Source organism: Salinirubrum litoreum (genome assembly GCF_020567425.1).
GTDB lineage: Archaea > Halobacteriota > Halobacteria > Halobacteriales > Haloferacaceae > Salinirubrum > Salinirubrum litoreum.
Window position 1 is genome coordinate 706526 of sequence record NZ_JAJCVJ010000002.1, and the last position, 13745, is coordinate 720270.

Genomic DNA, 13745 nt, shown 5'->3' on the forward strand with positions numbered 1-13745 from the left:
GAGAAGGGTACCCCCGTGCACTCTCGGAAACGCCGAATTCAGGGTACTCTGACCATCTACCACTCAATTCCATAGTCCGATGTTGATCCAATCCTCGCTACGAACAGGGTTCACACTCAGGTCACAGACGCCCCATACAGCCGCTCTCCCGGAGATTCAAGCCGATTGTGAAGATTCGAGACGGCCGCAGAGCCGACGAGCGACGCCGTGGGGTCCACTCAGTGGATAAGTCCGAGTGTGAAGAGACGGGACTGGTCGGGAAGAACACCGAGGGTACGATCGATGGGGGTGTATCTCCCCGACAGGGCTTCAAACTGTGAGTGTCCACCGGATCGAATTCTATCACTGCACTACTCGTCGTGGCCACACAGACGACGTGTGGTCGATCTACTCGTCGAAATACGGTGCACAGACCAGTTCGACGCCCTCCTCGAAGCTGATCTGTGGTTCCCAGCCGGTCGCCTCGTGGATCGCGGAGATGTCCGCACACGTGTCGTGGACGTAGTTCGTCAGCGGGATGGGCTCGTACTCCGGTTCGACGTCGCTCCCGAGGACGTCGTTGATCATCTCCACCATCTCGTTGAACGAGTACGACTCGCCCGTCCCGAGGTTGTACACGCCCGCGAGGTCGTGCTCTGCGGTGAGGACGAGTCCGCGGACGATGTCGTCGACGTGCGTGAAGTCACGCGTCTGTGAGCCGTCGCCCCACAGCACCGGCGACTCGCCGTTTGCGATCTGTTCGGTGAACTGCGAGACAGTGTTCGCGAACTCGCCTTTGTGGCCTTCTGCTCCCCCGTAGCCCTGATACACCGAGAAGAAGCGCATCCCGGCGAGCGACAGGCCGTCGTAGAAGTTGTTGTAGTACTCTCCGTAGCGCTCGCGCCCGAGCATCGAGGCGTCGTACCCGGTCGCGGCTTCGAGGTCCATGTCCTCGGGACTCGGTTCCGTGCGACTGCCGTACGCCGAGGACGTCGAGGCGTAGACGATCGTGTCACAGCCGTCCGCGTGGGCCTGCTCGACGACGTTCACGAACCCCTCGATGTTGACGCGCACGCCGTGTCGAGGGTTCTCTTCGAGCATCTGGCGCGAGGAGAGCGCTGCGAGGTGGTAGACGACGTCGACGTCGGTCGGGAGGTCGTCGTCGAGGACGTCCGCTTCGACGTACTCCACGTCGTCTGTGAGGTTCTCGGGCGTGCCGAGGTAGCCGTTGTCGAGTGCGATGACGTCGTTGGTTGCTGCGAGAGTGTTCGCGAGGTTCGAGCCGATGAAGCCCGCACCACCGGTGACGAGGATACGCTGCTCTTCCATAGGTGCCGATATGAGGTCTAGAGTAAAATCCCGGTGATACTATCGCGGAGTGCCGACCGGTCGGCTGCCAACTCGCTGGTCAAGTCGCACTCGAAAAAATCGCGCGGCGAGTGAGTTCGTCGCTACCGTCGACGCCGCAACAGTAGTGCGGCCGACAGGAGCGCGAGCAGTGCGGCGAGTGCCTCGAAGCCGGGCGACGTCGTGGTCGTCGTCTCCGTCGGCGTGTCGCCGTCGGTCGCGGTCGTCTGCGTCGGTGTCGCCGTCGGCGTCGGTGTCGGCGTCGCAGTCGGACTGTCCGTCTGCTGGACCGCGACCGCGAACACCGAGAAGCCGGGCGACTGCACGACGTAGCTCGCGCCGGTGAACCGCGTGTCCAGCGGCTGCCACTCGCCGTCGTGGTAGCGGTAGACCGTCACGTCTGCCGGTGACCCGCCGGCGGCGTTCACCGCCTGCCGGGACACGTCGAGACGGAAGGTGCCGCGCTCGATCTTCTCGTCGGTGATGCCCTCCGGTTCGACGCGGACGAACCCGACGGGCTCCGCCGACGAGAGGTCCGAGACCGCGTCCGGCCGGTCGGCCGGGACGGACACTCGGAACTCGAAGGCCGCGTCGTCCTCTGACAGCGAGAAGCCGACCTCCGAGGCCGAGACGTTGTCACCGGCGACGCGCGGCAGGACCATCGAGACCGACCGGTCCGCGAGTGCGCTCTCGACCGACACCGTGGCCGAGCGCGGACCCGTGTCCGCCACGTCGTACACTGCGGCGGGCGGCACCGGGTTCCCGCCACCACCACCGCCACCGCCACCGCCGCCACCGCCGCCGGGTGTCTCGGTCGCGTTCGGAGTCGGCGTGAGAGTCGGTGTCGGTGTCGGCGTCGTCGGCGTCTCGGTCGGTGTCGGCGTCGTCGGCGTCTCGGTCGGTGTCGGTGTCGGTGTGGGAGTCGGAGTCGGTTCCTCGACCGTCACCGTCAGCGTGTCTGCGGCCTGTTTGCCGACGACGTCGGTCGCGGTGACGGTCACGGTGTAGGTGCCCGCCGAGGAGTAGGCGTGGCTCGCCGACTCGCCGGTCGCGGTCGTCCCGTCGCCGAAGGCCCACGAGGTGCTGTCGACCGCGAGGTCGTCGCTCGCGGTTCCGTCGAACTGCACCGACTCGCCGACGCGAGCCGTCACGTCCGCGCCGGCCTCGACGGCCGGCGGACCGCTGTCGGTCACCGAGAGTTCGACCTTGCGGTCGTCGCCCGACTCGTAGGTGACGTTTCCAGCCGTCTTGTCACCGACCTCGAAGACGACCGTGTCGCCGTCGGAGGCGTTCACGGTCAGTTTCTCGTCGAACGAGCCGGGACCGCCGAGACTCCCGTCGGCGGCGGTCTGCAGGCTGTCTTCGACCTCGCCGTCGACGACGGCGGTCACGGTCAGGTTCGCCGGCGCCGCCTCACCGTCCACCGTCACCGACCCGTAGTAGGTCGCCGGTGGCGCGGGCGGGGCGGCGACCGCCATCGAGGCGACCGCCGGACTGGCGATCAGGAGGACGACGAGCGCACAGACGCGAAGCTGTCGGCCCCAGTCGTGGGCGTCCCCCGACCGGTCGGCGTCCGTGTCGCGTGGTCGTCCGTCTGTCCACGTCATCTGGTCGAATCAGGCCTCCTTCAGCAGGTCTTCGAGGTCGCTCGCGTCGGTTCCCGGCGGGACGTTGCCCGCGAGAGTACCGTTCTCGGTCGCGTAGACCCAGTAGCCCTCGAAGGGCGAGACCGCGTCCGTGTCGCCGACGACACCGGTCGCCGACTCGAAGCCGGGGGCGAACGGTTCGCCGGTCGGCCCGCGGTAGGTCTTCAGCACGCGAGCGGGATCGGCGGTCGACGCGCCGAAGGCCTCGTCCGCCGCGCCGAACTGCGGCGCACCGACGAGGTTCCAGCCGGCGTCGAGGTCCGCCTCCGGCGGGACGCTCGGTGCGTCGGTCGCCGAAGATGCGAGCGTGTAGCTGATCGTCACGTCGCTCGCGTTCTCGGCGGGGACGACGACGAACGCGTCGAGCGCGTCGACCTCGCGGCTCGCGTTCTCGACGCGGTCCCACGAGCCAGTCGCCGCGTCGTACGCGAAGACGTTCCCGGAGAAGTTACCGAACACGTCGCCGGCAGTGCCCTCCACGTCGGCCGGGAAGGCCACCACGCGCGGTTCGCCGTCGGCCGGTACCGTGACGGAGTAGGTGCCGCCGGTCACCTCACGCACGTCTTCGTACTCACTCGTCGGTTCGGGGAGCGACGGGCTGACCGTCACGCCGGCCGTGACGGGCACGCCCTCGCCGCCCGCGACGCCGCTCGGACCGGACGAGGCGTTCCAGTAGTTGAGGCTCGCCTGGATCGATCCGGTCGCGTCCTGCGCGTCGTCGGCGACGTGAACGCCGAACTGGCCGCTCTCGAAGTCGTTCGCGCGGATCGTGATCTCCGAGAGGTCGTCGACGGTCCCGCCGACGTTGACGCCACCCTGATCGTACTCCCCGTCGAGTGCGCCGGTTTCGTTGAACGTGTTGTTCTCGACGGTGACGTCCTGCACGCCCAGCGACGAGATCTTACTCCAGCCGTCGACGTAGACGCCGGCTTTGTCTACCGTCTCGAAGCTGTTGTTTCGGACAGTCGTCTCGTCGACACCGATGTGCGAGACGGCACTGCCGGTGAGATCCTCGAACGTGTTGTTCTCGACGGTGACGGACTGGAGGTTCCACAGGCGGAGTGCCGTCCCGTCGATGTCGCTGAACTCGTTGTCCGCGACGACCCAGTCTGACTGGGCACCGGTCTCCAACTGTGCCCGTGACTCGCCGCCGTGGGCGACGACGGACCCACCTTCGGGACTCCCGCCCTCGAAGACATTGTTCCGTATCTCTAAGCCGTCACCCGCACCGTTCGCGTTGATCTGACCACCTTCGCTCACGTCGAACGCGAACCCGCTGATCGTCACGTCCTCCGCGTAGTTGTTTATCGAGACCGAACTGGTGATCGTCGGTCGACTCGGACTCGTCGCGTCGGCGCTGATCGACACGCTCCCGGACGAGGCGTCGCCGGCGACGAGCGAGACAGACTTCGAGAGCGTGATGCTCTCATCGATAGTCTCCTTGTCGACGACGACTGTACTCCCGGTCGGGACCTTATCGACCGTCGCCGAAACCGACTGACCGGGGGCGACGGTGTACGTCTCGTCGTCCTCTTCGCCGTCACCGCTCTCGTCGCCGAGTGCCGTGATCAACCAGTCGTCGGGGGCTTTCTGTGCCGAGACGTAGTTCGTCGCCTCGTCCTGCGTCCCGAAGAAGAGCGTCAGGCTGGTTCCGTCGCTCGCCTTGTACTCGGCGTAGGCAGGCGCGTCGACGTTCGTGATCTTCGAGAGGTCACCCTGCAGGTAGACCCCGTTCTCGAAGCTGTTGTCGCCCGCGAGCGTGACGTTGTCCGTGCCGATCGGAACGTCGGTTCGCGGGTTCGTGTAGACTGCGAGACCGCCCCAGTTGTTGCCCGTGGTGGTCACGTCCTTGATAAGCACGTCCTGGGTATCAGACAGCGCGACACCCGCACCGCGGGTACCCGCGCCGTCTGCGGTCACGTCGACAAGAGCAGCACTACCGACGCCGTTGAGATCGATCTCGGTCTTGTACGAGTTCGTGACCGTCACGTCCTCGATGTGGACGTCGGTTCGCTCGAAGCCGTCGCTCGTGGTAGCGAACTGCGATTTGATACCGTAGGTGTAGTCTGCGGCCGCACTCGGGCCACGGAGCGTGAAGTCACGGAGGGTGACGTCTGCCGTCGTCAGGAGGCCGTAATCCATCGAGTCGTCGGTATCGATCACGGTCTCGCCCTCACCGCTGCCAGCGAGCGTGAGGTCCTTCCGAACGTCGAGCGATTCCTCGTAGGTGCCGGGACCGACCGACACCGTGTCGCCGGACTGAGCGGCGTCGACCCCACTCTGGATCGAACTCCCGATGCTCACGTACTCGTAGTCGTACGGTTTCTCCTGGTAGGTACCGGAGTAGATCTGCGTCCGCACGTCACCGTCCGGCGTCCGGACGACGACCGAGTTCTCGAAGTTGTTCTCCGAGAGGATCGTGTCCACGTGTGTCGCGTCGACCGTTTCGTCAACGACCGAGTAGTGCGTCACATCGCCGACGAAGTGGTTGTCCTTGACCGTGACGCCACCGACCTCGTAGTTGAGCCACGGGATGTTCTTCACGCGGCCCTGCAGTCCGACAGACGTGAGTTCGTTCCCGGTGACTGTCCGGGTCGACGCATCCGTCTGGTTACCGGCACCGTTGCTCACGACGAGCGATCCGGTCAGCTTCGAGTCCGTGACGCTGAACGACTGCACGTCGGCGGAGTCGAAGTAGACACTCGAACTCACTCCAGTCTGGCCGGTCGTGACGACGCTGTTCTTCAGCGTGAAGCCGTCTGCACCGACTTCGAGGTTCTTGTTCGCACTCGACTCGGGATCGGGGTGGAGTTCGATCCCGCTGAACGTGACGCCGTCGGCGTCGACGTACGCCCCGTTCGTTCCGAACATACTGTTCTCGGTCGAGGTGACCTTGGCCGCGACGCTACTGCGGTCGGTTACGGGTGACCCGCTCTCGTCGACACCCTGGATCGTGAGACCGGGCGTGTCGACGAACAGGCCGAAGCTGTAGACCGGATCGGAGTCGTCGACCGAGCGTTCCGTCGCGCTCTCTTCGTAGCTACCGGGGTAGACGTCGATCGTCGCGTCTTTCGGTGCCGCGTCGATAGCCGGCTGGACGTTGCTCCAGATACCGTCACCGCCGGCCGCGGTGGGGCCGACGACAGCCTGATCGAACTCGTTGTTCGTGGCGACCGTGTCCGGGTCGACCGTGTCGGTCGTGTCGCGCACGTGGACGCCGTTGTTCGAGAACGTCGTCCCGGTGATCGACACCGCGTCGACCGCACCGTAGCCGTCGAGCGTGAAGACGTTGACACCGACGCCGTTGTCGCTGACGGTCGAACCGGCGATCGACAGGTCACCGACGCCGACTGCCTCGACGGCGCCGACGCTATCGGAGGTGACTCCGGTCACCGACACATCAGAGAGCGTCGCTTCGGCGGTCGAGGTGAGCGTCACGCCGTAGCCAGCAGAGCCGTCCACGTGGACGTTCTCGACGGTCAGCGACTTCGTGTCGTAATCGTCGCTCGCCGTCTCGCCGTAGGTGGCGACTCCGCTCACTCCATCGGGTGCGACTGCGGAGAGACCCTTCAGCGTCACCGATCCGACCGAGTCGCCGGATTCGGGCGTGTGACCCGCCACGAGCACGGCGGGACTACTGGCCGCCGAGTCGGGTTTGATCGTCGTCTCACTGGGGCCTGCACCGACGAGTGTGAGGTTCTTGTCGACCGTGACTGCTTCCTGGTACGTCCCGGACGCGACCGAGATGGTCGCTCCCGGTTCGGCGTCGTCGACGGCGGTCTGGATACTCGCGTAGTACGTTCCCGTGTCGGTGTTCTCGACCGCGCGGGAGACCGTCTCACCGGACTGCTTGAACGCCACAGAACTGATTCCGTCGTTGTCGGTCAGGACGGCGGTCGCGATGTCTGTCTTGTCTCCGGTGACACCGTTGACCTCGCTTGGAGTGCCGCCGTAGAATCTGACGCCGGGGACGTCGTTTGTCGTCGTCACCGAGTTCGACTCGACGACTTCCGCAGTTCCGGCGACACCGATGCCCTCGACCGTGACGTCGGTGATCTGGTTCCCACGGACGGTGACGGTCTTGCCGGCGTTCTCCGTCACGGATACGCCGACCTTCCCGTCGCTGATCGCGTTGTTCTCGACGAGGACACCGTCCAGTCCGTCACCGTTCGCGGCGTCGTCCTGCGTCTGGACACCGGTGACGGGACCGGAGATTACAGTATTCCGGACGGTCGTCCTGTCGGCGCGGACCTCGACGCCGAGCGTCGCAGCCCCGGTGAGTTTCAGTCCGGAGATAGTCGTGCCCGCGCCCGCGCCTTCTACTTGGACTACGGCCGGACCGTCACCTGTCACTTCGGGTGCCGTGTCGCCGGCGGCGGTTACGGTGAGTTCCTTCTTCACCGTGAACGGGTCGTAAGTGCCCGTCGCTTCGACTTCGACGGTCTCACCTGCAGTAGCGGCGTCTACTGCTGGCTGGATATCGTTGTAGACACCGTCCTGTTGTGCATTACCTGCGGCGTCGACGACCAGCGTACTGTTCCCACCTGATCCACCCGCGACCGCCACACCACTGCCGGCCACGACCGACGTGACCATCAACACCGCGAGAACGAGTGCCCGGAGTCTGTGCTCGCTCACGCGACCGATCCCCCCTCGCTCCGCGCCGGGGCCGGACGCGGTGTCTCTCTCCCCCAATATATCAGACTCAATACCTTATCGGCGATGACGTTCGCTGTCACTGACATCGGAATCCGCGATGCTAACAGGATGCGTACCAGATAGTAGTTACTTTTACAACACGTCAATTCTCTCTGACAACACTTTATCCAATTGTGCGGACAGGTTAGTTTTCTGTCCGGTCACGATCGGCCACGAAAACCCGGAACAACTGTCACGGAAACGTAATCGATTCTGACACAAATTCGAGGTTTTCACTCCCGAACGCCACCGTGTGTAACGAATACGTGTGGTACTGAAATCGACACCGAGACACGTCGAAACGAACGGTTCGACGCCCACAGTCGGGTCGTCGGTGTCGGTCTGATGGAGGCGGTCGTCGGTGACGGTCCGGTGGAGTCGAGTCGCCACACACAGGCCGCCGGAGAGGACCGAACTCCGGGCGGTCGTGGATCAGTCGGACGCCTCGAACCACGCTATCGTCCGGTCGAGGCCCGCCTCCAGAGAGACCGTCGGCTCGAAGTCGAGCCTCCGTTCCGCCTTCGAGGAGTCGGCGACCGAGTGATCGATGTCACCGGCTCGTGACTCGGTGTGGACGATGTCGACGTCCGCGTCACTCAGCCGACGGATCAGTGCCGCCAGTTCCCTGATGGTGACCGACTCGCCGGTGCCGACGTTGTACGACTCGCCGACCGCGTCCGTGGTTGCCGCGAGCAGGTTCGCCCGAACGATGTCCTCGACGAACACGAAGTCGCGTGTCTGCTCGCCGTCGCCGTGGACCGTGAGGTCCTCACCGGCGAGAGCTTGCCGGACGAACGTCGTGATCACGCCGCTGTAGTCGCCGGCCCCCTGTCGCGGCCCGTAGACGTTGAAGTACCGGAGCGCGACCGTCTCGACGTCGTACAGATCGGCGTACAGGCGGGTGTACTGGTCGGCCGCGAGTTTCTCCAGTCCGTACGGTGTCGTCGGCCGTTTCGGGTGGTCCTCGCAGATCGGAAGCCGCTCCGGGTGGCCGTAGATCGCTGCGCTCGACGCGAAGACGACGCGCGTGTCGGTGTCGCGGGCACACTCGAGCAGCGAGAGCGTCCCGTCGAGGTTCGTCTCGTGGGTGGCGACCGGCCGTCGGATCGACTGGGAGACGTCGGCGACTGCAGCCTCGTGGAAGACGACGTCGGCGTCTGCGACGTAGTCCCGGAGTGTCGAGACGTCGCGGACGTCGGCAGTGACGTGGTCGACGCCCGGCGGGTGGCCGTCGGCCGGGCGGTCCGTGTCGTAGACGGTCACACTGTGGTCGGGTGCGAGCGCCTCGACGAGGTGAGTACCGATGAACCCGGCACCGCCGGTAGCGAGGACGCTGTCGGCGGCATCGAGCGACGGGAGCGACTCCGTGGGTGCTGGCCCCGTCTCGTGAGGTCGGCGATCGGATGGGTCGATCATCGGAGTGCCCGCCGATAGACGTCGATCAGGTCGTCACCCATCCGTTCGAGACTCAGGTGCTGGACGTGCTCACGCCCGTCGTTCTGTGTGTCGCTGGTCACTATCTCGGCGAGACGGTCCGGCAGGTCGGCGTCGTCGGCGACGACGGCCGAACCCCGAACGTCGGCGAGTCGGTCCCGAACGTCGCCGACGTCACGCGCGACAACGGGACAGTTGCACGCCATCGCTTCTTTCACCGCGTTCGGTGACCCCTCGCGGTCGGACGTCAACAGCAGTGCGTCGGCGGCGTTCATGTAGTACGGCACCTCCTCGTGCTCGACGCCGTGGACGGCGTGGAGGGCGACCGACTCGCCGAGTCGGTCTGCGGTCGCCGCGACGACCTCCTCGGCGAGCGGGTAGTTCTTCTCCGGGCGGTCGGGGTCGTACGGGAAGAGCACGTGTGGTCCCGTCTCGTTCCACCCGACACGTCGGCGTGCCGTCGCGGTCGGAATCGGCCGAAACTGGGTCAGGTCGATCCCGTGTGGGATCACGTGCGCGTCGTCGACGCCGAGTTCGTCGAACATCTCATCGCTCATCACGATCGTCTCGTCGGCCAGTCTGGCACAGGCCTTCCCCAGCCAACCGAACTCGCCGAGGAGGTCGCTCCCCCACAGCGAGAGCACGACCGGTCGTCGCCACTGCGCGAGCGCGAACGGGCCGGTCAGTCCGAAGTTCGCGTGGACGACGTCGTAGGTCCACGGGCGGGCGCGGAGCACGAGTGGGTAGTACCGCAGATACTCGGCGACCGAGCGACTGTCGGTTCCGGATCGCTGTCCGGGCAGTTCGAGGGTGGTCTGTGTGATGCCACGGCGCTCGAGTACCGAGACTTGCTCGTCGAAGAACGGCCGTCTGCTCGTGACCAGGTTCAGGACGCGGATTCCGTCGAGTCGGTTGGCCCCAGTCTCGCGGTCCGCAGTCGCCGGACCGACCGGGGCGTCGGAGCGCATACGAACGTGTATTTATCCTATCTAGAATAGTTATACAGCTACTACTGTCCACGTAGAGACCGCCGTCACCGGTGAGTTCTCGGTCACTCACCGGGCGACCGACACGGCTCACTCCTCGCGTCTGCGGTAGAGCCAGTCGGCCACCAGCGTCCCGACGATACCCGGCCCCAGCAGGTAGCCGCCGGCGACGACGACCGCCAACCCGAACCACCGCGAGAGCGGCTCGGTCGGCGGCCACAGTAGCCGGACCCACTGGATCACCACGTCCCAGAAGATCGCGGTGAACACGACCGCGAACAGGAGCGCACAGCCGACACGGAGTGCGAGGAGGTCGGCCGAGGGGCCGGGGTTCGGCTCCGGGAACCGGTCGCTCATACCGGCAGTGAGCACGCGAGTCGGAAAGCAGTCGCGGTTCGGCGGCGGCCCTTCGGAGTCGGTCCGGAAAGCAGGTGCGCGTCGGTGTCCGACAGACCACACACACGATCCGACAGCGCCACCTCGTCACGACCTGACAGCGATACTTATCTTCTCGGCAGTCGTCTCTCAGGTCGGTATCCTACTCACGAGCAGTCGGTACGCCGGAGATTCCACATGAAACTCGCACTCATCGGTGTCGGACAGGCGGGCGGCAAGGTAGTCGAAGCACTCGTCGCGTACGACGGGAAGACGGGCGATCGGTTCGTCACCGCCGCCCTCGCGGTCAACACCGCGAAGGCAGATCTCCTCGGCTTGAAACTGCTCCGGCCCGAACACCGCGTCCTCGTCGGCCAGGCCCGCGTGAAGGGGCACGGCGTCGGTGCCGACAACGAACTCGGCGCGGAGGTCATGAGCGAGGACGTCGACGAGGTGCTCCGGGCACTCGACTCGGTCCCGACCCACGAGGTCGACGCCTTCCTCGTCGTCGCCGGCCTCGGCGGCGGGACCGGGTCGGGCGGCGCGCCGGTGTTGGCACACGAACTGAAACGCCTCTACACGGAACCCGTCTACGGCCTCGGTATCCTGCCCGGTACCGACGAGGGCGGGATCTACACCCTCAACGCGGCGCGGTCGTTCCAGACGTTCGTCCGGGAGGTGGACAACCTCATCGTCTTCGACAACGACGCCTGGCGCGCCAGCGGCGAGTCGGTCCAGGGCGGCTACGCGACGATCAACGAGGAACTCGCCCGCCGACTGGGTGTGTTGTTCAGCGCCGGCGAGACCGACGGGACCGACGTGGCCGAGTCGGTCGTGGACGCCAGCGAGATCATCAACACCCTCGCGGGTGGCGGCGTCTCGACGGTCGGCTACGCCAGCGCGAAACTCGACCGGACAGAGAAGGGTCTGCTCTCACGGTTCGGCGGGAAGAAGCGCGAGGCGGTGGACGACGGCGAGTCGCTCTCGCGCATCCTGAGTGTCGTCCGGCGGGCGACCCTCGGCCGACTGACGCTCCCCTGTGAGATCGGTGGCACAGAGCGGGCGCTGGTGATCGTCTCCGGGCCACCCGCGTACCTCTCGCGGCGCGGCATCGAACGCGCCCGGACGTGGATCGAAGAGGAGACGGGGACGATGGAGGTTCGCGGCGGCGACTATCCGGTGCCGGACAGCGACTACGTGGCGAGTGTCGTCCTCCTGTCGGGGGTCTACGACGTCCCCCGGATCAAGGAACTCCAACAGATCGCCATCGAGGCCCAGCGGAGCAGGGAAGATCACGAGGCGGTCGCACCCGACGCGCTCGAGGACCTGCTCTCGACGGACGACCGACTCGACTCGTTGTTCTGAGCCGACCGTGACGCACCCGTCCACCCGCCTGCTCCGGGCGTATCGGCAGAGTTACCAAAATCGTCGGGATCCTCGAACCGAGAGACTGCACCGAGGTACGCGGACCATACCGGAACTGGTACTCTCTGCGTACCAGTTGTAAATCCCGTCATAAGTATAGCAGTTCCATCGAAGTATCGGTCATGGGTCTGTCAGTCGAGTCGGTGGGTGCCGTGCAGTCGGGGAGTCAGGAGTTGTCGCGCGATCTGGTCTTCGCCACGCTCTCGAACGCGCGGCGGCGGTACGTCCTCCACTATCTGAAACGTCACGGCGGGCCGGCGACGATCCGGCAGTTGGCCGAACAGATCGCCGCGTGGGAGAACGGGACGACGATGGCCGAGGTGACGTACAAACAGCGCAAGCGCGTCTACACCTCGCTCCACCAGACGCACCTCCCGAAGTTAGCCGACGCCGGCATCATCGAGTCGGAACGCTCGTGGGAGGCGATCACGCTCTCCGCGCGCGCCGACGAACTCGACGTCTACCTCGAAGTCGTCCCGAAAGACGATCTCCCGTGGAGCGACTTCTACCTCGGACTCGCGGGGGTCGGACTCGCGCTGGTCGCCGGGCTCTGGATGGGTGCGTACCCGCTGACGCTCTTCTCGGATCTCGCGTGGGCCGGCCTGTTCGCGGTCGTGCTGTTCGTCGTCGCGGCCGTCCACGCCTACGACGCCCGGCGACACCTGCTCGGCGGGACCGAGACGCCGACCGACGCCGGTGCGGCCCGGACCGACCCGTCGGCAACGTCCGGCGACAGTCGGGAGTGAGCCGACACGACGCAGGCGACACCGAAACGATACCCTTACTCCGGTCGTTCGATTCCTTCCTGTATGGACGTCGCCTGTGTCCGCGTCCCCCGCGAGCAGGGAGAGACCACGCGCCGAAAACTGGCCGACGCGGGACTCCTCGACCACGACCACGAGATCACTCACGAGGACGGGACGCTCTACATCCCCGTCACCGACGCCGAGGCCGCCGCGTCGGTCGTGGACGCCGACGCCGGGGGCGAGGACGCGGCGGTCGCCGTCGAGGTCCGTGACCTCCCGACCCGCGAGACACAGCAACTCCCCGACGACATTCTGGGCTTCGAGCCGAGTTACGAACGCCTCGGCGAGATCGTCATCCTCGACGAGGACGATCCGGACCGCGCCCGCCAGATCGCCGACGCGATCGTCGCCTCGGACATCCCGGTCGAGACGGTCGTCAACCGCGCCTCGAAGGTGAAAGGCGACCTCCGGGTGCGCGACTGGGACGTGCTGGTCGGCGAGACCACCGAAGCCGTCCACCGCGAGTACGGCTGTGAGTTCCTCGTGGACATCGCCGAGGTGTACTTCTCGCCGCGCCTCGCCACCGAGCGCCATCGTGTCGTCCAGCAAGTGGAGGCGGGCGAACGGGTCTTCGACATGTTCGCCGGCGTCGGTCCCTTCGTGATCCCGATGGCGAAGCGGGGAGCCGAGGTCGTCGGCTGTGATCTGAACCCGGTCGCCGTGGAGTATCTGGAGAAAAACGCCGAGCGGAACGGTGTCGCGGATCGCGTGACCGCAGTCGCGGGCGACGTGCGCGAGGTCGCAGACGACTGGACCGACTGGGCGGATCGGGTGGTGATGAACCTCCCGCACAGCGCGAACGAGTTCGTCGACACGGCGGTCGCGCTGGCCGGCGACGACTGTGTCCTGCACTACTACGACATCCAGCACGAGGACGACCTGTTCGGGCCGGGCGAGCGGGCGATCCGGCAGGCCGTGGCCGACGCCGGCGGCGAGTACGAGGTCGAGGTGCTGACGCGCCACGAGGTGCGATCCTACGCTCCGCACGAGAAGAACGTCTGTCTCGACGTGGCACTGTCGCGGTGAGTCGCAACCCTTATTGCGGTTAT

General features: G+C 66.0%; 9 protein-coding genes. 3 read left to right on the forward strand and 6 right to left on the reverse strand.

What is annotated here, in order from left to right; translation table 11 throughout:
- Window positions 1-387 precede the first annotated feature (387 nt).
- From LI337_RS12170 to LI337_RS12195, 6 genes are all read right to left on the reverse strand, one after another.
- On the reverse strand, window positions 388-1308 hold the full coding sequence (locus LI337_RS12170; protein ID WP_227230111.1) for an NAD-dependent epimerase/dehydratase family protein: 921 nt from the start codon (window positions 1306-1308) through the stop codon (window positions 388-390).
- Window positions 1309-1430: 122 nt separating this feature from the next.
- Complete coding sequence (locus LI337_RS12175; RefSeq protein ID WP_227230112.1) at window positions 1431-2933, reverse strand: PKD domain-containing protein; 1503 nt, start codon at window positions 2931-2933, stop codon at window positions 1431-1433.
- Window positions 2934-2942: 9 nt separating this feature from the next.
- A complete protein-coding gene (locus LI337_RS12180; RefSeq protein WP_227230113.1) occupies window positions 2943-7610 on the reverse strand; it encodes a right-handed parallel beta-helix repeat-containing protein in 4668 nt (1555 codons plus the stop codon).
- Window positions 7611-8102: 492 nt separating this feature from the next.
- Window positions 8103-9086: an NAD-dependent epimerase/dehydratase family protein gene (locus LI337_RS12185; RefSeq protein WP_227230114.1), complete on the reverse strand. Its 984-nt coding sequence runs from the start codon at window positions 9084-9086 to the stop codon at window positions 8103-8105.
- Window positions 9083-10072 carry a glycosyltransferase family 4 protein gene (locus LI337_RS12190; protein WP_227230115.1) on the reverse strand — a complete coding sequence of 330 codons (990 nt, stop codon included), beginning with the start codon at window positions 10070-10072 and terminating at the stop codon, window positions 9083-9085. Before LI337_RS12190 ends, LI337_RS12185 begins: the two co-directional genes overlap by 4 nt.
- A gap of 108 nt (window positions 10073-10180) precedes the next feature.
- A complete protein-coding gene (locus tag LI337_RS12195) occupies window positions 10181-10447 on the reverse strand; it encodes a hypothetical protein (protein ID WP_227230116.1) in 267 nt (88 codons plus the stop codon).
- Window positions 10448-10663: 216 nt separating this feature from the next.
- Here LI337_RS12195 and LI337_RS12200 point away from each other — a divergent pair, with 216 nt between their 5' ends.
- The 3 genes from LI337_RS12200 (at window position 10664) to LI337_RS12210 (ending at window position 13722) form a co-directional block, all read left to right on the forward strand.
- A complete protein-coding gene (locus tag LI337_RS12200) occupies window positions 10664-11830 on the forward strand; it encodes a tubulin/FtsZ family protein (protein WP_227230117.1) in 1167 nt (388 codons plus the stop codon).
- A 182-nt stretch (window positions 11831-12012) separates the two neighbouring features.
- On the forward strand, window positions 12013-12636 hold the full coding sequence (locus LI337_RS12205; protein ID WP_227230118.1) for a helix-turn-helix domain-containing protein: 624 nt from the start codon (window positions 12013-12015) through the stop codon (window positions 12634-12636).
- Window positions 12637-12699: 63 nt separating this feature from the next.
- Window positions 12700-13722, forward strand: a complete 1023-nt coding sequence (locus LI337_RS12210) for a class I SAM-dependent methyltransferase (protein ID WP_227230119.1) — start codon at window positions 12700-12702, stop codon at window positions 13720-13722.
- Window positions 13723-13745 lie beyond the last annotated feature (23 nt).

Excerpts from the sequence above, each read along its gene's own strand:
- LI337_RS12170 (WP_227230111.1), bottom strand. The coding sequence starts at position 1,308 with ATGGAAGAGCAGCGTATCCTCGTCACCGGTGGTGCGGGCTTCATCGGC.
- LI337_RS12175 (WP_227230112.1), bottom strand. The coding sequence starts at position 2,933 with ATGACGTGGACAGACGGACGACCACGCGACACGGACGCCGACCGGTCG.
- LI337_RS12185 (WP_227230114.1), bottom strand. The coding sequence starts at position 9,086 with ATGATCGACCCATCCGATCGCCGACCTCACGAGACGGGGCCAGCACCC.
- LI337_RS12190 (WP_227230115.1), bottom strand. The coding sequence starts at position 10,072 with ATGCGCTCCGACGCCCCGGTCGGTCCGGCGACTGCGGACCGCGAGACT.
- LI337_RS12195 (WP_227230116.1), bottom strand. The coding sequence starts at position 10,447 with ATGAGCGACCGGTTCCCGGAGCCGAACCCCGGCCCCTCGGCCGACCTC.
- LI337_RS12200 (WP_227230117.1), top strand. The coding sequence starts at position 10,664 with ATGAAACTCGCACTCATCGGTGTCGGACAGGCGGGCGGCAAGGTAGTC.
- LI337_RS12205 (WP_227230118.1), top strand. The coding sequence starts at position 12,013 with ATGGGTCTGTCAGTCGAGTCGGTGGGTGCCGTGCAGTCGGGGAGTCAG.
- LI337_RS12210 (WP_227230119.1), top strand. The coding sequence starts at position 12,700 with ATGGACGTCGCCTGTGTCCGCGTCCCCCGCGAGCAGGGAGAGACCACG.